Source organism: Candidatus Binataceae bacterium, from assembly GCA_035508495.1.
Lineage (GTDB): Bacteria > Desulfobacterota > Binatia > Binatales > Binataceae > JASHPB01.
Genome location: DATJMX010000040.1, coordinates 67,131 through 88,211 on the forward strand (window position 1 = coordinate 67,131; position 21,081 = coordinate 88,211).

21 protein-coding genes and 2 tRNA genes are annotated in these 21,081 nt (G+C 61.4%); 10 read left to right on the forward strand and 13 right to left on the reverse strand.

The features are described 5' to 3' along the window. The first annotated feature begins 49 nt into the window (after positions 1-49). The 3 genes from VMA09_13405 (at position 50) to VMA09_13415 (ending at position 2,590) form a co-directional block, all read left to right on the forward strand. Positions 50-1,105, forward strand: a complete 1,056-nt coding sequence (locus VMA09_13405) for a zinc-dependent alcohol dehydrogenase family protein (GenBank protein HUA34599.1) — start codon at positions 50-52, stop codon at positions 1,103-1,105. Positions 1,106-1,532: 427 nt separating this feature from the next. Next, positions 1,533-1,994 (forward strand): DUF2141 domain-containing protein, encoded by a 462-nt coding sequence (locus VMA09_13410; GenBank protein ID HUA34600.1) that lies wholly within the window; start codon positions 1,533-1,535, stop codon positions 1,992-1,994. Positions 1,995-2,161: 167 nt separating this feature from the next. Continuing rightward, the gene (locus tag VMA09_13415; protein ID HUA34601.1) at positions 2,162-2,590 is read left to right on the forward strand and encodes a DUF2141 domain-containing protein; all 429 of its coding nucleotides are present in this window, start codon (positions 2,162-2,164) and stop codon (positions 2,588-2,590) included. Positions 2,591-2,731: 141 nt separating this feature from the next. On the opposite strand, the gene VMA09_13420 is transcribed toward VMA09_13415, so the two are convergent. From VMA09_13420 to VMA09_13430, 3 genes are read right to left on the reverse strand one after another with little or no spacing between them, the layout of a single operon-like run. Next, on the reverse strand, positions 2,732-3,505 hold the full coding sequence (locus VMA09_13420; protein HUA34602.1) for a metal ABC transporter permease: 774 nt from the start codon (positions 3,503-3,505) through the stop codon (positions 2,732-2,734). Further along, positions 3,489-4,226 carry a metal ABC transporter ATP-binding protein gene (locus VMA09_13425; protein ID HUA34603.1) on the reverse strand — a complete coding sequence of 246 codons (738 nt, stop codon included), beginning with the start codon at positions 4,224-4,226 and terminating at the stop codon, positions 3,489-3,491. The genes VMA09_13420 and VMA09_13425 overlap by 17 nt, the downstream gene beginning before the upstream one ends. 11 nt (positions 4,227-4,237) lie before the next feature. Next, positions 4,238-4,915, reverse strand: a complete 678-nt coding sequence (locus tag VMA09_13430) for an ABC transporter substrate-binding protein (protein HUA34604.1) — start codon at positions 4,913-4,915, stop codon at positions 4,238-4,240. A 148-nt stretch (positions 4,916-5,063) separates the two neighbouring features. Here VMA09_13430 and VMA09_13435 point away from each other — a divergent pair, with 148 nt between their 5' ends. The 3 genes from VMA09_13435 to VMA09_13445 all read left to right on the forward strand — a co-directional run bounded on the left by VMA09_13435 (position 5,064) and on the right by VMA09_13445 (position 6,799). After that, positions 5,064-5,606, forward strand: a complete 543-nt coding sequence (locus VMA09_13435) for a hypothetical protein (GenBank protein ID HUA34605.1) — start codon at positions 5,064-5,066, stop codon at positions 5,604-5,606. Between the two features lie 115 nt (positions 5,607-5,721). Then, positions 5,722-6,264, forward strand: a complete 543-nt coding sequence (locus VMA09_13440) for an OmpA family protein (protein ID HUA34606.1) — start codon at positions 5,722-5,724, stop codon at positions 6,262-6,264. Positions 6,265-6,427: 163 nt separating this feature from the next. Next, positions 6,428-6,799: a hypothetical protein gene (locus VMA09_13445; protein ID HUA34607.1), complete on the forward strand. Its 372-nt coding sequence runs from the start codon at positions 6,428-6,430 to the stop codon at positions 6,797-6,799. Between the two features lie 14 nt (positions 6,800-6,813). On the opposite strand, the gene VMA09_13450 is transcribed toward VMA09_13445, so the two are convergent. Together VMA09_13450 and VMA09_13455 are read right to left on the reverse strand one after the other, a co-directional pair. Further along, positions 6,814-7,545, reverse strand: coding sequence for an MBL fold metallo-hydrolase (locus tag VMA09_13450; GenBank protein HUA34608.1), 732 nt, complete (start codon positions 7,543-7,545; stop codon positions 6,814-6,816). 50 nt (positions 7,546-7,595) lie between these two features. Continuing rightward, a complete protein-coding gene (locus tag VMA09_13455) occupies positions 7,596-8,828 on the reverse strand; it encodes an acetyl-CoA C-acetyltransferase (GenBank protein ID HUA34609.1) in 1,233 nt (410 codons plus the stop codon). 190 nt (positions 8,829-9,018) lie between these two features. Here VMA09_13455 and VMA09_13460 point away from each other — a divergent pair, with 190 nt between their 5' ends. Both VMA09_13460 and VMA09_13465 read left to right on the forward strand, forming a co-directional pair. Then, on the forward strand, positions 9,019-10,407 hold the full coding sequence (locus tag VMA09_13460; protein ID HUA34610.1) for a cyclic nucleotide-binding domain-containing protein: 1,389 nt from the start codon (positions 9,019-9,021) through the stop codon (positions 10,405-10,407). A gap of 188 nt (positions 10,408-10,595) precedes the next feature. Continuing rightward, positions 10,596-13,787, forward strand: a complete 3,192-nt coding sequence (locus VMA09_13465) for an AAA family ATPase (GenBank protein ID HUA34611.1) — start codon at positions 10,596-10,598, stop codon at positions 13,785-13,787. A gap of 186 nt (positions 13,788-13,973) precedes the next feature. Here VMA09_13465 and VMA09_13470 read toward each other — a convergent pair whose 3' ends face one another. The 5 genes from VMA09_13470 to VMA09_13490 form a co-directional block, all read right to left on the reverse strand. After that, positions 13,974-14,375, reverse strand: a complete 402-nt coding sequence (locus tag VMA09_13470; GenBank protein HUA34612.1) for a DUF2784 domain-containing protein — start codon at positions 14,373-14,375, stop codon at positions 13,974-13,976. A gap of 558 nt (positions 14,376-14,933) precedes the next feature. Further along, positions 14,934-15,008, reverse strand: a tRNA-Glu gene (locus VMA09_13475). Between the two features lie 92 nt (positions 15,009-15,100). Next, the gene (locus tag VMA09_13480; GenBank protein HUA34613.1) at positions 15,101-15,523 is read right to left on the reverse strand and encodes a PaaI family thioesterase; all 423 of its coding nucleotides are present in this window, start codon (positions 15,521-15,523) and stop codon (positions 15,101-15,103) included. 81 nt (positions 15,524-15,604) lie between these two features. After that, positions 15,605-16,210, reverse strand: a complete 606-nt coding sequence (locus VMA09_13485; GenBank protein HUA34614.1) for a tetratricopeptide repeat protein — start codon at positions 16,208-16,210, stop codon at positions 15,605-15,607. Positions 16,211-16,512: 302 nt separating this feature from the next. Continuing rightward, a tRNA-Gln gene (locus VMA09_13490) sits at positions 16,513-16,588 on the reverse strand. Between the two features lie 142 nt (positions 16,589-16,730). On the opposite strand from VMA09_13490, the gene VMA09_13495 reads away from it, so the two are divergent. Then, positions 16,731-17,027: an antibiotic biosynthesis monooxygenase family protein gene (locus tag VMA09_13495; protein HUA34615.1), complete on the forward strand. Its 297-nt coding sequence runs from the start codon at positions 16,731-16,733 to the stop codon at positions 17,025-17,027. On the opposite strand, the gene VMA09_13500 is transcribed toward VMA09_13495, so the two are convergent. Genes VMA09_13500 through VMA09_13510 form a run of 3 tightly spaced genes read right to left on the reverse strand, consistent with a single transcriptional unit; the run spans position 17,024 to position 20,277 of the window. Beyond that, positions 17,024-18,004: a hypothetical protein gene (locus tag VMA09_13500; GenBank protein HUA34616.1), complete on the reverse strand. Its 981-nt coding sequence runs from the start codon at positions 18,002-18,004 to the stop codon at positions 17,024-17,026. The two genes, VMA09_13495 and VMA09_13500, sit on opposite strands and share 4 nt — an antisense overlap. Further along, a complete protein-coding gene (locus tag VMA09_13505) occupies positions 18,001-18,912 on the reverse strand; it encodes a TauD/TfdA family dioxygenase (GenBank protein HUA34617.1) in 912 nt (303 codons plus the stop codon). The genes VMA09_13500 and VMA09_13505 overlap by 4 nt, the downstream gene beginning before the upstream one ends. Positions 18,913-18,915: 3 nt before the next feature. After that, positions 18,916-20,277 (reverse strand): MmgE/PrpD family protein, encoded by a 1,362-nt coding sequence (locus VMA09_13510; protein ID HUA34618.1) that lies wholly within the window; start codon positions 20,275-20,277, stop codon positions 18,916-18,918. Between the two features lie 304 nt (positions 20,278-20,581). Here VMA09_13510 and VMA09_13515 point away from each other — a divergent pair, with 304 nt between their 5' ends. Beyond that, positions 20,582-21,076, forward strand: a complete 495-nt coding sequence (locus VMA09_13515; protein HUA34619.1) for a MaoC family dehydratase — start codon at positions 20,582-20,584, stop codon at positions 21,074-21,076. The last annotated feature ends 5 nt before the right edge of the window (positions 21,077-21,081 follow it).

Below are 21,081 nucleotides of genomic sequence, written 5' to 3' on the forward strand. Positions count from 1 at the left end.
ACATACCAACCCCGTAAAAGGGGAGCGACCCTCAAGGAGGACCGAAACAATGAAGGCAGCAGTATTCGAGGCGACCAAGAAGCCGCTCGTGGTGAAGAATGTGCCTGATCCGCAGTGCGCGCCCGACGGCGCGATCATCTCGACCAAAGCGAATGGCGTGTGCCGGTCGGACTGGCATGCATGGTCGGGCGACTGGACCTGGATGGGCCTCGCGGCGCAGCCCGGCTCGATCCTGGGGCACGAGTTCACTGGCGTCGTCGAGGAAGTCGGCAAGGACATCAAGAATTTCAAGAAAGGTGATCGCGTCGTCGTACCGTTCAGCCAGGGCGACGGCACTTGCGAATACTGCCGCAACGGCCAGTCCAACGTATGCCTCACGCCGCTGCTGCCGGGCTTCTCGTATCACGGCGGCTTCGGCAGCCAGGTGGCGGTGCCGTTTGCCGATCTGAATCTCGTGGCGCTTCCGAACAGCATCGACTTCGTCGAGGCGGCCTCGATGGGATGCCGCTTCATGACCTCGTGGCACGGCATCGTCGATCGCGCGCAGGTGAAACCGGGTGAGTGGGTTGCGGTTTACGGATGCGGCGGAATCGGGCTGGCCGCGATCAATATCGCCTCGGCGATGGGCGCCAACGTAATCGGAATCGATCTCGATTCGGCCAAGCTCGAGCTCGCCAAGGGCATGGGCGCGCATCATGTGATCAACGCCAAGAGCACGGAACCGACGGCCGCAGTGCTGGATATCACCAAGGGCGGCGCGCACGTGGCGGTTGATGCGCTCGGAATCGCGACCACCTGCCGCAACGCGATCATGAGCCTGCGCAAGCAGGGACGTCATTTGCAGATCGGTCTCACCACCTCGGCCGAGAAGGGCGAGATTTCGTTCCCCGTCGATCGGATGGTGACGATGGAGTTGCAGGTGATCGCGACGCTTGGCATGCAGGCGTCGCATTATCCGCAGATGCTGGCGATGGTGGAGTCGAAGCGATGCTCGCCGAAGTCGATGGTGACCGGCACGATCGGCCTCGACGGCATCTCGAAGATCTTCGAGGAAATGAACACCTACCAGAATGTCGGCACCACGGTAATCAATAACTACAATTGATCGAATTCGCAGGCGCAAAAGAATGGGGTCCCAATCGCGGGACCCCATTTTTGTTTTTGAGATTTGATGCGGTTATTTTCTGGAAACAGAGCGAGCGTGCTTTACGGTCGGCTGATCGGTATTGGTCGATCGTAAGAGCTGATCCGCCAATTCCTTCCGATTGATTTGCACCATCGGAGTATTCCGCTAACGCAAGTTCGATCGCGCGCGCCAGCCATCCATGGAGGGTATTGAGTGACCGGTTGTCAGCGAGAAAACTCGCCAACCGTTGGTAGATTTCTGCCGCAGTCGTCAAGCCGCTCGACCCTTCAATTCCGGTCGTTTACGTTCAGTTGTTACTCTTGCACGCCGTGGAAAACAGCTACAGTTGATCGAGCTGAACGGTTTGAGAAACTGGCTCGGGACATTCTTCCTCTGGAGACTGCTGATGAAACGGATCTTACTTGCTCTTCTGGCGATCGCTGCCTGCATTGCCATTCCTGTTCTTGCCCAGGATGCGCCGTCGGGCGGGGCGCCGATTATCGTGAAGGTTGTAGGATTTCCGGATCGGCGCGGGCGATGTGCGTGCGCGCTGTATAACAAGGTCCAGGGCTTTCCCCGCGATCGCGAGTCGGTCTATCGCAACGCGCAGGCACAGATCGGCAGCGATAACACGGCGACTTGCGAGTTCAAAAACATTCCGACCGGCACGTATGCGATCGCGCTTTTCCATGACGCGAAGATGACCGGCAAGATGGCGAAGAACCTCATCGGTATCCCGCAAGAAGGGTACGGATTCTCCAACGACTGCAAGCCGCACGCGCTGAGCGCACCGACCTTCCAGGAATGCGCGTTTCAGCACGACGCATCGCGGCCAACCAACCTGACTCTTACGCTGCAGCACTATTAGATCGCTATCTGGCGGCGGTATTTCGCCGTCAGGTAGTCTACGAGACTGTGAAGAAATTCTCTCGCGGAAATCTGATCTCCGGAATAACCTCGCCCGCAAAGCCGGAGAGGTCGCGACTTCTCCCGCTTTGCGGGCGAGGTTATATTGCGCTGCTGTTTTGCATCCTTGTGGTTTCGATTCCGCGGCGCGCTGTTGCCCAGTCGCCGGCGGCTAACCCTTCAGCATCAGCGAATGCGCTCGAGATCGAAGTTGTCGGGCTGCGTAATGACAATGGGCAGGTCGGATGCTCTTTGTTCAACGATGCGGAGGCGTTTCCGCGCAATGGCGACAAGGTGCTGCAGCATATCTGGGCTCCGATTCATGGCGGTAAGGCGCTGTGCAGCTTCACCGGTCTTGCGCCCGGCAAATACGCCGCGGTCGTCTATCACGATGAAAACAAGAACGGGAAGTTCGATCAGAACATGCTCGGCATGCCGAAAGAAGGTTACGGTTTCACGCGCGATGCGGCCGCGCTTTTCAGCCCGCCCTCATTTGACGCGGCCAGCGTCGAATATACCGGCGTTCCGCTCTATACCGTCGTAAACATCCGCTACTAGCGCGCTGGTGAAGTGCGGTGGGCATGCTTCCAACGACAATGTGAGGAACTCAGGAGACGCTTGGCGCGCAACTTCCCTTCCCGTGCGGGAAGGGGAACCATAAGGCGCGGTGCCTCGGTCGGGTGATACCTCGCGATTTCATTAGGCTTCGCGGGGGCGTACGAGGCTCAGGAAGAAGAGGGCGCCGGCGGCGCTGATGATAACGGGGCCGGTTTGTCTGTTCATCACTGACGCGATGTAAGTCCCGGCTAGCGTCGATAGCACCGCGACCGCGGCTGAGATCGAGAACATCGCGCGCAGATTGCTCGCCAGCCGGCGCGCGGTTGCGGCCGGGATGATCATCAGCGAGCCCATCAGCAGCACGCCGAGATAGCGCAGGCCGAGCGCGACAGTCAGCGCGAACGTCAGCAGGTACATCAGGTTCAGGCGCGACACGTCGATTCCGCACGTGAGCGCAATCTCGGGGGACACGAGTGTGACAACCAGTTCGTGACGCTTCATCGCGATGAAAACGACGATCGCGATCGCGGCTGCCAGTCCTGCCACAACTTCGATACTGCTGATTTTTCCCGCGCCGCCAAACAGCGCGTCGATCAGGGCTTCACCGGGCGTGATCATCGTGCCGACCGCGAGTGCGACGGAAAACACCACGCCGACGATCGTTTCGGTCGAGATGCCGGTGTGACGTTCCACTGCCCAAATCAGAATCGTGCCGGCCGCGAGCGTTGCGATCGCGCCGACCAGGGGATTCGCGCGCAGCAGGATCGCGAGCCCGATTCCCGGCAACGCGACGTGCGAGAGCGCGTCAGCCGCCAGCGTCATCTTGCGCATCACCGCGAAGCATCCGACCAGGCCCGCCGCCGCGGCCATCGCCAGCGACAGTGCGAGCGAGCCGACGTCAAGCGAGGTGGTCATGGACATGAAATCCCACCTCGGTGCCATAGATCTGGTTGAGCGTGGCGGGAGTCAGCACTTCGCGCGGCGCGCCGATACATCTAAGGCCATGCGCGAGGCAGATAACGTTGGTGGCGTGGCGAAACACGACGCTCAGGTCGTGCGAGATGACCATCAGTGTAACGCCTTTGGACTCGCGCAAACCATGCAGCATCTCGGCCAGCTGCTCCTGCCCGGGCGCGTCGACGCCAGCCGCCGGCTCATCGAGCATCAGCACATCGGGATCGCCGACCAGCGCGAACGCGACCAGCAGGCGCTGGAACTGCCCGCCTGACATCGCGCCGATCGGGCGAGTGATCACGTCGCGCGCGATACCAACTCGCTCGAGCGCGCGATCGATCGCGTCCTTGCCGACCTTGGCGACCGCCGCTTTGGCGCGCAGGAAGTCGCGTCCGGTGAGCGGCAGGTCGCGCTCGATATCAAGCTTTTGCGGGACGTAGCCGATCCGCACGCCGGGCGCCCATCGCACGACGCCGTCATATTTCTGCGCGCCGATCAGCGCGCGGAACAGCACGCTCTTGCCCGCGCCGTTGGGACCGATGACGGCGAGCGAGGTGCCGCTCTCGACAGAAAATGTGAGCGCGCTAAAAACCTCGAGCGTACCGAAGCTGACGCCCAGGTTTTCGACTTCGAGTACCTTATCGACGCGCTTTGATCTGTTGATGGTTTCGCTTGCGGGCATCTGGATTGGAGTTACTGGGCAAGCGATTCGGAGAGCGCCTTCTGCTTCTCGCGCATGATGCTGACGAGGCGATCGTAACCGCCCTGGTTGAGCACGCGATTGAACTGGTTGCGATAGTTGGCGATCACGCTGATCGAGTCTACTGTGATGTCGTAGATTTTCCACTGCCCGTCGTCGAGCGAGAGCAGATAGTTGACCTGTACCGGGTCGTTGCGGCTCTGCAGGGTCACCAGGCTGAAGACCTCGGCATCGTCAGGGCCGTCCATCCGTTGCCGGGTGAACTGCACCAGCGAGGTCTTGATATTCTGCTGAATTTTTTCGACCGAGTACTGTTCCATCCGATCGAGGTAAACGTCCTCGATAAACGAGGTGAAGAGCGGAACGAATTCCTGGCGCTGGTCGGGCGTGAACTCGCGCCAATGGTAGCCGATTGCCGAGCGCGCCATGCCTACGAAATCGAAACGGTTCTCGGCGATCGATCGCAGGCGCTGCTCGCGAGCGCCGGGTGCGATGCCCTGGTCCTCAAAAACGGCGATTGCCTGATCGATCACCGCTTTAACTGTCGCGGTCGGATCCTGGACCGGCGGGTCCGCGAATGCGCGAATCGAAACGACCATCGAGAGCATTAGAATCGTGAGGGCCGCCGCGAAGCTCGTTACTCGTCGTTGCATCATCACCAGGTGAGGCATTCGCCCACTCGATCTTATCGATCATCCATTAGAAGCGCGGAGCGGGCAACTTAGCGGGTCGTGCCGCGCGATCTGGCGACGCTTGACCGCGGGCCGTTGGCAGTTCACCTTTTAGGCCTGAAAAACTTGGGCGCTGAAGGTTGAGCTGATGCGGATAGAGAGAAGCATCCTGGCGGTTTCGATGTTGGTCCTGTTTGTAGGCTTCACAGGGTGCGGCTCGCACCAACCACCACCCCCGCCAGACACCGGAATTGCGGCGGCGCTGCCGTTCGCTCCTCCGCCCCAGGGGGGCTTCGGCGGTATCGCATGTGGCGCGCCGCCCCAGGCGAATATGAAGCTCGTGCGCACTGCGGGAGATTTGACCTTTTACACGCGTCCGAGCGATCCAATGCGGATCGCAGCCGGGCAGCTCACGGGCGAGACGTACCGCTTCTACAAGAATCAGTTCGAAGGCGCGCTGCTGCAAACCAGCGACTCCAACAGCAGCGCCGCACTGCTGGTGCATATGCGCAACTTGATCGGGCCGGGTACCCTCGTGAGCCCGATCGGTCCCAAGTATACGTGGGCCGATGCCAACCTGGCGGTCGAGTACGATCGCGATCCAGGAGCCGCGGGCTCCGACGTACTCGTTGCATGCCGCAAGGTTCAGGCCCAGCAGCAGGCGGCGATGGCAGGGGCGCCTCAACACTAGCTGAACTCGGTAAATTTTCCCTACAAGGGGGCCGTAATGGCCATTATTTCACGGCTATTTTCGGCGGCACGTCGTTTGCGCTTTGCCATGGGCATCGCGAAGAGGCGCAAACGATATGAAATATCAATCGACATTGAAAAGTTCCGCGAAGATTGGTCGTCCGAGCCGTCTTATCGGTATCGCCCGGAAATCACTTGCAGGACTCACGATCGCGGCGCTGCCGATGGCGTTGATGATCAGCGGATGCTCGCAGGGCACGTCAGCATCGGCTCAGCCGGCTCAGCCTGTGGCGGCGGCGCAATCGATTCCATCGCCGGAGAAAGTTGATCTGCGCGGGGTTGAGTTCCAGCCCGACGGCAGGCTCAGCGCGAAGTCAAAGCCGGTGCTGGATGCGGCGGCGCAACTTCTGAAGACGCAGCCGGATGCGACGAGGGTCTATATCGACGCGTATTGCGATCCGAGCGGAGGGGCCAAGCTGAACAAGATGTTGGCTGACGAGCGCGCGAACGCCGTCAAGGCCTACCTCGTGAAGCACGGAGTTTCGAGCGATCGTCTGGTCGCGCGCGGTCGCGGCGCAACCGACTTCGTCGCCAGCAACTCGACGCGCGAAGGCCGCAAAGAGAACCGCCGCATCGAGCTCGTGATCGTTCGCAGCTAGGTCGAGTCCTTTCCAAATTTCAGACTGCGAACGGCGCCGGCCGATCCGGCGCCGTTTGCGATCTGAAGTCCCCAATGTAGCGAGAATGTTTCCAGCTTGATCTGCGAGGTCGTAAACTGCAACTTTGCTGGCGGTCCAACTCGGGCCCGCTTGAGAGGAGAGTATGCGTACACGATCGCTTTTGCAGATAGCTGCGCTGTTTCTGGTGAGCGCGATGCTGGTGACCTCGTTCGCGCGTGTGAGCTTCGCGCAGAATCCGCAGATGAAGGACGACATCGAGCAGCTCGTGATCGATCTGAAGGTCGGCATGGATCGCTCGTCGATGACGCCGCAGCAAAAAGCGCAGATGCGCGACGACGTGCGAGAGCTGCGCGAGGCGCATCAGAATCACGAGATGTTCAAGGAGATGCGCGCCGCGCGCAGTATCCGCGCGATGCTCGACACGTTTCAGCCGGGCGATCGCGACCGTATCAAAGCGGATATGCAGCAGATCAAAGAGGTGCGCGAAGATCGTCCCGGCGGCGGCATGATGTAGGCCGCGCCGGTCGTTCAGCCGCGGCGCGCGGCGAGGTATGCGTCGGCAATTGCAATCAAGCGTTCGCGGCCGAAGCTCGGTTCGTGGCCGCCGTGCACGATCGTAACTGGCAACGCGCGCAAACGCTTCATCGTGCTGACGTAGTCGATGACGCTGCTGTCGGGCAGGTTGTCGAGCAGCGCGCCATCGTAGATTGCGTCGCCTGAAAAGAGAATCCCCGGCGCCTTCTCCCATAGCCCGATACTGCCCGGCGAATGACCGGGCAGATGCATCACTTCGAAGGCGCGATCGCCGAGATCGATCGTATCGCCCTCGTCGAGCAGCCTCGTCGGCGTCGTCGAAGCGATCTTGTAATCGTCGGGATTCCAGCCCGCCTTGGGAATCGCATCGATCAGAAGATCGCCGCGTTCTGAATCGCGCGCGGAGAAGTAATCGCGAAACGAGGCGGGGAAGCTGCTCATGCGCAGCGGATGAAACTCGCGATACGGATTCATTCGCGGCGCTTCGATGCGATGCATCAGGCGCGTATCGAACTCATGCAGGCCGCCGACGTGGTCATAGTGAATGTGAGTCGCCGCCGCGATCGCGGGTTTGTCGAGCAGATCGGCGAGCGCATCGCGCAGTGACGAAATCCCCGCACCTGTATCGACAATCAGATCGCGATCGCGGCCGCGCACGTGCCAGATATTGCAGCGCAAAAACGAGTCGACGTGCGGCTCCCACAGCCAGGTAACGCAGTGGGACATCGCACGCCGCTCGAACCATCGTCCGGCGATCTTAAGATTCGCCGCCGTTGCTAGATGCGCTCCAGGATCGTCGAGATACCCATGCCGCCGCCGATGCACATCGTGACGAGCGCCGTGGTCTTGTTGCGCCGCTCCAGCTCGTCGAGGACGGTGCCGACCAGCATCGCGCCGGTCGCGCCGAGCGGGTGACCGAGCGCGATCGCGCCGCCGTTGACGTTCACCTTGTCGTGCGGAATCTCGAGGTCTTTCATCACCTTGAGCGGCACGGCGGCGAACGCCTCGTTGATTTCGAACAGGTCGATGTCGTTGACGGTCATGCCCGCCTTCTTGAGGCATCGGCGGGTTGCGGGCACCGGCGCGGTGAGCATGATCACGGGCTCGTCGCCGAAAGTCGCAGTCGAGATGATCCTCGCGCGCGGCTTCCATCCGCGGCTCTTGGCGTACTCGGGCGAGGCGATCAGAACTGATGCGGCGCCATCGACGATCCCGCTGGAATTGCCCGCGGTGTGCACGTGATTGATCGATTCGACCTGCGGATAGCGCTGCCTGGCCTTTTCGTCAAAAGTCAGCGGGCCGTCCTTCATGCGGTACGCGCCCATGCCGAGGAATGAGGGCTCGAGCTTGCCGAGTCCTTCGAGCGTGGTTTCGGCGCGCGGGTATTCCTCGTGATCGAGCACGAGCTTGCCGTCGAGATCCTTCACCGGCACGAGGCTCTTCTTGAAGTAGCCGTTCTTGACCGCGTTGGCGCAGCGCTTTTGCGATTCCAGCGCGAAGCGATCGCAGTCCTCGCGCGAGAAGCCCTCGAGGGTCGCGATCAAATCGGCCGACACGCCCTGGGGCACGAGAGGATGCAGGTCGCGCAGATGACGATTGTGGCCGTCGAGGCCGGATTTGTCCGAGCCGAGCGGCACGCGCGACATGCTCTCGACGCCGCCGCCGATCACGAGTTCCTGCTGACCCGACAGCACGCCCATCGCGGCGAAGTTCACGGACTGGAGACCCGAGCCGCAGAAGCGGTTGAGCGAAACGCCGGTGGCCTCGGTTGGCCATCCCGCCGCCAGCACCGACATGCGCGCGATACATCCGCCCTGATCTTCGATCTCGCTTACCGTACCGACGACGACGTCTTCGACATCGCGCGGCTCGAGTCCGTGGCGATCGACGAGCGCGTTGAGGGTCTGCGCGAAGAGTTCCTGGGGATGAATATTGTAAAGCGCGCCAGCATCCTTCTTACCGCGGCCGCGCGGCGTGCGAACGCAATCGATAATCCATGCTTCACTCATGAGCGTCTCCTGTGGTCGATCAGGCGTTCCAAAATCGCCGCCCGAGGATCGTATTGCACTGATTCGTAGCAGATGCGCTGCCACGATGCACAGTTGCGCCGAAGTCGAGATCGCCCTGCACCAGCGAGATGTTGAGACACGACTACCGCTGTGTCTAGGCTGACGTAAATTGCAAGGGGGTGAGGTGAGCATGGCCGGCGAGGCAATCAGCAAACCCGAGATTGCGGATCAGCTCGCATCCGTTCCCCTGTTCAAGTCATTGAGCGATGCCGATCGATTAGCCGTGGCGAACGCGGCCGCGGTAGTCGATTGCGCGCCGGGTGACGTGATTACGCGCGAGGGCAGCATCGCCGCTGAGTTCTTCGTGATGCTGTCAGGCGAAGCGACGGTTGCCGTGGCAGCCGACGACGTCGATGTGCCCACTGAAGTCGGCGTGGTGCGCCCGGGAGAGACGCTAGGCGAGCTTGGCGCGCTACTGGATACGCCTCGCACCGCAACCGTGATCGCGGCGCGGCCCAGCACGCTATTGCGATTCGATCGCGCATCGCTCGAGTCGCTGTTTGCCAGCACTCCGAGTTTCTCGATGGCGCTGAGCCGCGAGCTCGCTCAGCGTCTCAAGCAGGCGCTCACGATCAAGAACGAACTCCAGCTCGATCATCTTCCAGACAAGGTGTTGCTCGACGCGCCCGACGTGACCCGGCTGCGCGAGTACATGGTCACGTATTACACGACGGCCTTGAAGCATGTTCTCAAGCAGCATCGCTTGCTCATCGATAGGCGCTTTCCGGTGTACGAAACTGCCTTCACCCTGTCGCCCGACGAGCAGGCCCGATGGTTCAAGCTGTTCGACACCGACGACGCGCGGACGCCGTTCACCTATCACACGACCGTAGGCACGATGGCGCTGATGCGCGTGGTCGCCGACGTCGGCGTCAACTTCAAGAACCTGATGCATCTCAAATCGGAGATGGGAATTGCGCCCGAGCATCCGATGCGCGCAGGCCGCCAGTACCGGCTCGCCTCGCAGATCGAGGACATCATTGCGCTACGCGACGATCGCGTCGCGCTCGTGTGCGCCTCGCGGGTTTACGACGAATCGGGCCATCGCGTGCGCAACTATCGCGACTACTTCGTGATCCTCAACCTCGAGCCTGAATATGTCGAAGCGCTGCGTCAGGCGAAGAACTTCGGCCGTCTTGAGGCGGGCGAATTCCACGGCATCGCGGCGCGCGAACCGGAGCTCACGACCGGCGGCGGTTTTGAATTCGTCTTGATCGATGTTCCCGAAGGGATGGGCTTCAGCTACGGCAAAGTCTCGGGCGATCTCAATCTCGTACACACGACGAATCTCGCGGCGAAGATCTTCGGGCATCCACGCCCGTTCATCCAGGGCCTATGCACCGCGAACTATGCGCTGCGGCATCTGACGAGCGCCTACGGAGCGCTGAGCGCGATGCAGATCACATTCGCGAAGCGCGTCTTCGTCGGCCAGCAGATCGAGCTTCGCTATGTGCCGGGAAAGTTCGAATTCTGCGATGCAAAGGGCGAGCTGCTCGCGTTCGGCAACTTCGAGTCATAGCCGAGCGTCGCGAATTAACTCTCTGATGCGCGCTAGTACTATCAATTGTGATGACATCGTTTGATATTTCTAATTGCTCCTTAAGCTTCCCTCGTGCTACATAACTGACTTAAGCGCGGCAAAAATGCAGACCGCAGCCGCCCGCAAGGAGTTAAGTTGGCCTTGCCCAAGGGGGATTGCACGCTCCCATGGCGCAGTCGGGAACAGTCACTCTTCTCTTTACTGACCTCGTCAACTCGACTGTCCATTTGCAGGAGGTTGGCGACGAGGCCGGCCAGCGCCTTTTCAACGCGCATCACAAGCTGATCACTGACGCGATCACCGAGAACGGCGGCGAAGAGCTCGAATGGCTCGGCGACGGCGCGCTCGCCGCGTTTTCGTCATCGGCCGACGCGGTACGCTGCGCGATCAAGATCCAGCAAACCGCGCGGCGGCCGATCGAGGGAGTCCGCCTCGATATCCGCATCGGCATCCACGTCGGCGAGGTCTTACGCCGCGGCGAAGGATATTTCGGAACGCCGATCGTCGTCGCGCGCCGCCTCTGCGATCGTGCTTCGGAGGGGCAGATCCTCTGTAGCTGGTTCGTCGTTCAGCTCCTGTCCGGGCGCCAGGCGTTTAACTTCAATGACCTTGGCAACTTCAATCTCAAAGGCATCACCACTCCGACGCATGTCGCCGAGGTCGTTTATGAACGCGACGATCCGTCGGCGCTGATTACGCGCACACCGTTTGTCGGCCGCACCGAACATCTGCGCCGTCTTTCCAGGAAGCTCGACGCGGCCTGCGAGGGACAGGGATCGGTCGCGCTGCTCACCGGCGAAGCTGGAATCGGCAAGACGCGCATCTTGGACGAGCTCGCCGAACTCGCGCGCCATCGCGGCGCGAAAATCCTGCGCGGCACGTGCCTCGATGGCGACTGGCAGCGCCCCTGCGCTCCCTTCGCCGAGGCGATCATGGAATATGCGCGCGAGGCCTCCGCCGACGAGGTGCAGGCGACGCTGAAGATGCATGCACCGATCCTCGCGCGCATCGTGCCGTCGCTGCGCGATGTGATACCGAACCTCTCCGAGCCGCCGCAGCTCGATCGTGAAGAGGAACGCTTCCGCCTGCTCGACGCGGTCGCGCAGTCGTTGATCGCGATCGCGTCGCGAGCGCCGCTGCTCCTGATTCTTGACGATCTGCACTGGGCGGATCGCGGCACCGTTGCGATGCTGGCGCACGTTTCTCATTTCGTGCCCGAGAATCCAATTCTCATGGTGGGCGCGTATCGCGAGTCCGACGTTGACGCCAAGCACGCGCTGACCGGTGCGGTTGCATCGATCAGGCGGCTGCGCAATTTCGAGAGTATCGCACTCAAAGGCCTCGACGCATCGAGCGTCGATGAGTTGCTGACGATGATCGGCAGCCAGGCCGCGCCGCCGGCGCTGGTCGAGAGCATCAGCAAGGAAACGGGCGGCAATCCGTTTTTCATTCGCGAGGTGCTGCTGCATCTGCTCGAGGCCGGCAAGATTCTGCACGAAGGCCAAGGCTGGGCGTCGCAAGTGAGTATCGAAGAGCTTGGCGTTCCCGAGGGCGTGCGCGAGCTCGTCGGTCAGCGGTTGCTCAGAATCTCCGACGATGCGCGCCACATGCTGTCGGTGGGCTCGGCCTTCCATCGCGAATTCTCTTTCGAAGTTGCCGCTGCTGTCGCGGGTCTCGACGAAGGGGCGGCGCTGGCGGCCTCCGACGAGGCGATCGACGCGCGCCTGGTGCGGCCCGGCGGCGACGGCGATTCGCTCGAATTCAGCCACGCGATCATCCGGCATACTCTGTATGCCGAGCTGAATCCCGCGCGCCGCGTCCGCGTCCATCGTCAGATTGCCGAGCAGATGGAACGCAAGTGGGGCGAGCGCGCGAGCGAGCATGCGGCCGAGCTCGCTTACCAGTTCTGGCGCGGCGCCACAGCGACCGGTGGTGAGCGCGGCGCCGACTATGCGATCGCGGCAGCATCGAATGCCGAAGCCGCCTACGACTACGATGAAGCGGCCGCTCTGTTGCGCATCGCGCTCGAGATGCTCGCGGCCGATGATCAGCGTCGCCCACGCCTGGTCGGCCGGCGCGCGCTCGCCGTGACCTGGACCATCAATCATGAGGAGGCGATGAGTCTGGCCCTCGCGGCGCGCGAGCAGATCGCCCGCACGGAAACTCCATGCGCTGCGATTGAGTACTGCGAGCAGGTGGCGCGCACGATGCTCGACGCTGGAAACACACACGGCGCGTGGGCGCTCGCCCGCGAAGGGCTGCGTTCAATCGGCAATCGCCGCGATATCATTTGGGCAAGCCTCACCGAAATTGATATCAGGCGGCAGGAAGCTGAAGATCCTCAGAACCCTGGAATCCGCATCGATTCGGCCGAAAATCGCGAACTGTACGAGGTGCTCAAGACGCTGCCGCGCGAGCATCTCGCCAGCCGCAACTTCGATCCGCCGTACGATTCGCGCGCGGAGATCGCGCGTGATCCCGCCCCGTCCGCGTCGGTCATGCTGATGCTCGCCGGGGACTATCGTGGCAGCGTCACTTTGCAGCAACGCGACGCCGTCGAGTGCGAGCAGCGCGGTGCAATCGCCAAAGCGGTGCGCGCGTGGGCTGATACCGCGCGCTGTCATATTGCGCTCGGCGATCTCACCGAAGGGCGCGCTGCGCTCGATCGCGCATACAAGCTATCGGCCAGGATGAGCACGGCGCTCGGGCTCTTGAGCCTCGTCGCGGCGCAAGGCGAGATGCATTACGCGACTGACGAGGGCTGGATGCAGCTCATGACGAATAATGCAGCGGCGGCGTTCATGAGTGGACCCAGCGCCGAGAGCAAGTGGGCCTCGGCGATGATCAATTCGTACGTGTCATATCTGCTCGCGCAAATTAATCAGCCCGATCTCTCGATGCAGCGCGTCAATGCCGTGCTGCCGGCGCTCGAGCACGGCGCGCCGTGGGCCAGGACATATTGCTCGACCGCATGTATTACGGCGGCGACGCTGTGGATGCTGGGCCGGGCCGATCACGCGGAGCTGGTCGAGCGCAATATTCGATCGAAGGTTCTCGCCCAGGATTTCCGCTCGCCGATGAGCGATGCGCGGCTGTCGCTGGCGCGCCTCTGCGTGCTGCAGGGCCGCTTCCATGAGGCGGTCGAGTGGTTCGATAAGGCGCGTATTGTGCTGGATGAGCAGGGGGCGCGCCCACTGCGTGCAATCGCGGATTTCGATCAGGCGCTGATGTACTATCGCCGCGGCGATTCGGGCGACGACGACAAAGCCGCCATCTTCCTGCAAAAGGCAGCCCACCAATTCAAGCAAATCGGTATGGCAGGTTGGCTCCGAAAGGCAGAGCAGCTTCAATCCGCTTGAGTCCCGGCCAGCGCCTGAAATCAGTTTAAGGTCATTCGGCCCTCCCTGACCTGCAAGGCTGAGAAGTCTGGATTGATAGTGTGCCTCTCACTGCAGCGATACATGATCGCGTCGGACAACGGCAATGGGGGGGCCTGAACCTGATTTTAACGGAATTTATACTAAGTCAGCGAATAGACAGTATACTTATTGTCCAGTCCTATCGATTCTGGGCGGAGCCCACCACAAGCCGGCGACTATCGCTAAAGTCACGGTTCCGTAAAGTATGGTGAATGCCCACGGCGGAACATCATAGAACGTCAGACGGTGCGCCCAATAGCCGATAAAGGCGCCGGGATAGTGAACTTGCCCTGCCTTCTCGCGCAGGTTGCCCTCGAGCACAGTAAGAGGACAATCGATTCCCGCCAGGGATTCAATGAAGACAAAACCAATCGCGACCAGATGCACAATGCGGAAGGTTAGGCCGCGCACCCAGGCCCAGCCGCGCACGACTCCCAACAGTATTGCGACGCATCCACCGCCGACGAACGCCACGTAGGCGAAATGGAAAACTGCAACCGCGTCCGCGAGGACCGCCCAACGGACCATGATTGACTATATCACTCGATTCGGGAAAAAACGCCGGCAAGAGGACCCGCCTTCGTTAATATTGTTGTTGCTCGCGTGGCGTGTTGTTAACTCAGTTCAATGCGGAGGGAGCAAACGCCTCGATGTCGATCATATCAATGGCAAAGTCTTATGGTTTGCGGGGTGCCCGAGTTGAGCGTTGAGAGCGACAAGCCGACTCGCGTGATCGGCAACCTCTACATTGAGGCACGAAAGGCCGCAGCGCCGAACCAGGATTCACAGCTTCAAGCTATGTTCAGCGAGAGTGGTTGACGGAGAGTTGACAGCATCCGATCTGCCAACTGAATAATCGCTCAGGTCCCAATACGATTAGTCACACGAGGTACTCCTCGCCAGCCCTCATTGCTCGATCTTGTCCGAAGGGCCCCTTTTTCAGTCGATTCTCAGTCGGGGAAACGGGAACGAAATTACGCAAGAGCGCTCACACTCCCCGGCCACTCATTAAAACTGGCACATGATAAAAATCAGAACGCCCGAGCGATCGGGCGTTCCGCGTCTCAGAAACTAACTTGATTTCCCTGGTGACCCCAGCGGGAGTCGAACCCGCGTTACCGACGTGAGAGGCCGGTGTCCTAACCACTAGACGATGGGGCCATCGTCGATGCGCCGCGTATCGCGCGGACGCGTGTGCGTTGCCTGCGTGGGCTTGCCCGGACCGTGAATCGTAACCCGTACTACATCGCCGCTCAAGCCTGTCTCGAGGGCTCCGGATAGAGGATGAGCTGCGTGCATCGGAAGAGCGCGATCGTCTTGCCGCTCTCTTTGGCGATCACGCGCGCATCCCAGACCTGCGTTGTGCGGCCGCCGTGCGCGAGCGTCGCCTCGCATTCGATATGTCCTTCGCGCGCCGTGCCGATGAGGTTCGCCTTGAGCTCGATCGTGGTGTAGCCGCGTGCGCCCTCGGGTAGATTGTCCATCGTGCCCGAGCCGCACAGGCTGTCGGCGAGCGTCACCACCGTCGCTGCATGCAGGAAGCCATTGGGCGAGAGCAACTCGCGCCGCACCTTCACCTGCGCGATCAATCGACCCGGCTCGACGCTGGTGATCTCGATACCGAGGTCACCAACCCAGGTCCCTTTGCGAGCCTCGTTGTACTCACGCGCGTTCATCGGATTTCTAGAATATCAGATTATTCGAGGACGGAGCGTACCCTGTGGCCCGCGCCGAACGGCCGACAGACCTGCGGCGCGTTATGAATTGGTCCATGTGGCCTGCGTATATGGTTTGCCTTCCTCATAGAGTGCGAGCCGCTCTTTGTAACTAGAAGCCGATCCGCGTCCGGCGAGAATCCTGAGCGCTTCCTTCTCCCATTTGATCGCCTCGTCGTACTTGCCTTGGCGCGCGTAGGCGGCGGCGAGAGTGTCGATGATCGGAGCACTCGCCCATGATGTGATCTCGCATGCCTGGGTCGCATATTTGACCGCTGCGACGCCATTCAAGAGTTGCGGGTCGGGCGAAGTGGCCATAATCCATGCCGAGCCGTTCAGGACGCCCACGTCGTTACCATCGGCCGCAAGCGCCTTCGACAGATTGCTCGAAGCCGATTCGGTTTCGCCCGCAAAGCTGTAGATCGTGGCAAGTTGCAGATAAGCCGGCGCATAGTTCGGATCGATTGCGACGGCGCGATCGAAGTCTTCGATCGCAAGATCGTCATGGCCCTGGAGCAAATGAATCCTTGCGCGCACCTCATAGTTGTAAGCGACGGGATTCACGGCAATCGCCTCGTTCATGTCCTTGAGCGCGAGGTCGTACTGCTTGCGGCACATTTCGACCGAGACCTGATCATACAATGCCATGGTGGCGTTCGGGCTCGCTTCCAGTTTCCGACTGATCGCGTCCTCCAGTGGTGCGCATGCGGATGCTCGCAGCGGCCCGTACTTTGGATCATCGAGCGAGCAGCCCGCGGGCAGAATCGCGAGCAGAAGCAGAATTGCCGCGCCCCCCTTTGTAAGTGAGTGGTGCACACCGTCCCCCTGCTCGGGAACATACAAAATGATTACAAGAAATGTCAAATAGTTTGCGGGGAGCTTTGCGGCCGCAAGACGGCGCTTGTGTGTACAAAGCTAGTCAGGGAGTTGAGGAGAGGAAGAAAGATGATTGGCTGAGGAGGAAGGACTCGAACCTTCAATCGCCTGATCCAGAGTCAGGTGGCTTGCCAATTAGCCGACTCCTCAGCGCCGCTGCCAATATAGCCAAGTCCGGCCAGCCACGCCAATAAGCCTCGGATATCGATGTCTACCCGGCTGCGGGCGAGAATCTGTTAGGATTGCGTGCGGCGCGGCTTCGCCCAACTTAGATTGCAGAGGAACTGCCTGGATGATTCGAGCCATGTATCGATGGAACATCACGCCCGGAAAGGAAACTCGCTTCGTCGAGCTTTGGGAGGACGGCACTCGACAGATCAAAGCAACCTGCCCCGGCGATATGGGCGCAATCCTCATCCGCAGCACGACTAATCGCCAGCACTACGTTGCAATCGCGATCTGGGAGAGCCGCGAGGCGATGGACGAAGCTCACCGCACGATCGAGGCGCTCAAGCTGCGCGGTCCGATCCCCGAGCTGGTCGACGTCTTCGAAGAAGTGAGCGAGATCGGGCTCACCCGCCCGAGTTAATTTGGCAGGCGGTTTGCGATCTGGCTCGCGAGCTCAGCCGCGGAGCGCGCGAGGTTCCGATCGTTGCGATTCGTCAGCGTTATCATGAAGTACTGACTGCCCTTCAGCACATAAACCTGCACGAAGCCCGCGACCGAGACGAATTCGAAAGCCGCGTCGCCGACGCCGCTCAGCGGTTTCGTATAGCTGATACGCTGATGATCGAAATCGAACTTGGAGCGGCCGCCTTCGATTAGCTGCAGGGCGACGCCATCACCCCCGACCGACCGCGAGTTGTAGTAGCAGGTTTTCGTCCAATGATCGTCGCGCGGAGCCATCACGGGCGATCCCATCACCGCGGCCGCGTCGCTTGCCGTGAGGAACGCACATGGACCCGGGCTCGCGCTCGGCGCGGGCGCGGGAGTCGATTCGCCCAGCGGGCCGATCTCCATGCTGATGCGGCGCAGGTTCTTCAGCGCGAACACCAGCACGTTGCCGGCGTTCACCGGCGGCCTCGTGCCGCCATACTCATTCGGAGTCGTGGGCTGCGCGCCGCGCAGGATCGCACTGACGAAAACCTCGCCGCGCGTGATTCCGCAAAGCTGCATCTGTCCGTTCTTGTTGCAGGTGGCATCAGGCAGAAACTGAAATGACAGCGTCTGCTGACCTGATGAATTGACCCGCTGCGTGAACGCAGTGCCGTATGCCGTCGCTTGATCCTCGGACGGAAAAACCGCGTATCGAATCTCGGCACTCGCGGGCAGACCCACGCCGTACACGAGGCTCGCGATCCCGATCGCCCCGGCGCGGCTGTCGTTCGCGTCAGGCTGAAGCTGACTGAGTTGCGGCGGGCCGTAGCCTCGTAGCTTCATCGCGGGCGGATACGTCGCGAGCGCTTTCAGCAAATTCTGCGGCTGATTGTCGGCGCGCGCGACGGGCACACAGATCAGCAAGAGCGAAACGACAGCCGCGATCGCGAGTGCAATACGCTGCTTCACGTTGCCGTGCCGAAACGCGACGGGGGCACATCAACTCCCGCCTGCTCGCAGGTGTTGGCGATGTCCGACACGGTCGCGCGATGCATGTCGCGGGTCCACTTGAGATCGTCGAACTCGGTCCCGCGATGCATCGTGCAGCGGTCATCCCACATCACGAGATCGTGCAGACGCCATCGATGCGTGTACACGAACTCCCGCTGCGTCGCGTGCGCTATCAGTTTGTCAACAAATGTCATCGCCTCGGCGTCGTCCATGCCAAAGATGCGCCCGATGTGCGAGGCGATATAGAGCGACTTGCGGCCGTTCTCCGGGATCGTCCGCACCATCATCTGCGGCACCGGCGGCAGCTCTTTCATTTCAGTTTCGCCGAGTGAGTATCCCGTGCGGCGTCGCGAGTAGGCGAGCGCGTGCTCCGCGACGAGGCCTTCCAGACGCGCCTTCATCTCGGCGGGGAGCGCATCGTAGGCGGCGCGCAGGTCGGCAAACTCGGTATGCCCGCCGATCGGCGCGATCGAGCGTCCATAGAGAATCGATGCGCGCGCCGGCAGATATTTGAACGAGCTGTCGGTGTGCCACAGCCGGTTGCCGAGGTTCAGCAGACGGACGCGGCTCGTCTCGCCCCAGATTTCGTTGCGCGAGTTGAGGTTGGAGACATCGACCATATCGGGACGCAGCCGCAGCTTCGCATCAGGCCGGTAGGCTCCAATAGTCGGTTCAATCGGCCCGATGTGCCTGGCGAATTCGAGGTGCTGCTCTTCGGTGAGCTCCTGGCCCGGAAAAATCAGCACCGCGTAATCCCACAACGCCTGTTTGATCGCGCTGACCGTCTCCGCGTCGAGCGGCTGTGCGAGATCGACGCCAATTTCGGCGGCGAAGCTCGGCGTGATCGGATAGATCGAGATCGCCACGGCTCAGGCCTCGGTCATCTTCATCAGCTCGGCGGCTGACGTCAGCCGTTCCGCGTCGAGCGCGGCGCTTGCGAGCTTCTGCGCGCCGGAATCGCCGAGCACCGGAGCGGCCAGCGCGATGAACTTGCGCGCGAGGTTCTCGCGTTGCGCGGCGAGGTTCTCAGCGGGCACGCCCGAGTCGGACTCGGCCTCGAAGACTCGTCCCTCGGATTTCACGATCACTGTCGCGCGCGTCTGCGAGCGATTCTGAACAGGAGTGACCCTGACTTTCGTTCGCAGCGCGACGACCGCGGGCGATGTGAGATTGGCGTCGCTGAAGGTCGCGAGGTCGGCGGTATTCTCGCCGAGCAGCGCCATCGCGGTCGTGGCACGCACGCTGAACTTGCCCTCGAGCCCGGTCTTGGGCTCTGTGATGGTGCATACGCCAAACAGGCCGGGCGCCACGCGCACTTCGACATCGTCAATCTTATTTGGTTTCACATGATGCTCGTCGCGAATCTGACGCGCCGCATTGATCGGCGCGTGCGTCAGGTAGCACGAGGCGTGGTACTTGAAGAGATTGTCGCGAATCAGGAACTGCCCGGCGTAGCGATCGAAGATTTCCTTCTTGGGCTCGGCACCGGAGTGGGTCGCCGCGAAGCCCTGCTCGGTTTCCAGGATGGCACGATTGGATGAATAACCGCCGCGCGCCGCAATCGCGCTGAAGAGCCCATTCGATGCGGCGCGGCCCGCGTGCAGCGGCTTCGCCATCGTGCCGAATCCCGACTTGAGCCCGGCAGCCTGGGTGCCGGCGAGACCGAACGCCCGCAGCCATTCGTCTTCATCGAGTCCGAGCAGATGCGCGCAGGCCGCGGCGGCGCCAAACGTGCCGATCGTGCCGGTCGAATGAAAACCGATCGAATAATGCTTGCCGCCGAGCAACACGCCGAGCCGGCATTCGGCTTCGATTCCCGCGACGATCGCCTCGAGAATCGCGCGGCCGTCGGCGCCCGTCGTTTCCGCGAGCGCGAGCACGGCCGGAATCACCGGCACTGAAGGATGCCCGCTCATCGCCATGTGGGTGTCGTCGAAATCGAGCGCATGCCCAGCCGCGCCGTTGAGCAGAGCAGCGGTCATCCGCGAGGCGCGCTGCTTGTGTCCGATGAGCGAGGCTTCGCTCGATCCCTCGCTCGCCGCGACTTCGCTCAGGAGAATGTTGCTGAGCGGCTCGCGCGATCCGGCGATCGCGCATCCGAGAAAATCAAGCAGGCATTGCCGCGCAACCTCGCGCGCATCCTCGGGCACGTCGGACCACTTGATACCGCGCACCGCGCGCACCAGCGCGAGCGTTGCCGAGAACGTTTGCGATCCTTGTGTCGGGCTCATTGTCGATACTCCAGGATCCATACATATCGCAGCCCGCGGTATTCCGTCATCCCGAGAGTTTGTGAAGAAATGTCTGGGGCTGCTCACTTCGCTCACCATGACGCAGGAAGATTTCGCTTGAGCGAAGGTTGCCGAAGTCGCGGGAACCTCGGAGGCCCCAAAGGGGCGGGTGTCAGACATCGCGCGAAGCGCCTCCTTATTTGCGCCGCAATCTCCAGCGGTGCCGGGGAAGACAACTCACCACGAAGGGCACAAAGGCAGCAAGATTTCTTTTCTCTCAACAGTTTTGCTAGTTGCTTGCGATATGGCAGCACCCGACTTTGCCGAATTCAAGCTCGTCACCAAAGGCCATCAGTTCGAGGATTTCACTGAGGGCCAGGTTTTCGAGCATCACTGGGGACGCACTCTCAACGCGGGCGACAACTCGCTCTTCGCCACCGCGACGCTTGCGCACTGCCCGCTTTACTTCAACGCCGAGTATGCGAAAGCGCACGGCCATCCAGATGTCGTCGTGAACCCGCTTCTGATCGCGTGCACCGCGGTCGGTCTTTCTGTTGAGGATTTGAGCGAAGGCGGCGGCCCGTTCCTTGGCATCAACGGTCTCAAGTTTCATCAGCCGATGTATCCCGGCGACACGCTCAGCGCGCGCAGCACCGTCGTGTCCAAGCGCGAGTCGCAAAGCCGCGGCAACTTCGGCATCGTGACCTGGCGCACCGAGGGCCGCAATCAACGCGGCGAACTCGTCATCAGCTACGAGCGCACCAATCTCGTCGCCAAGCGCAGAGGAGCAGACAAGTGAGCTAC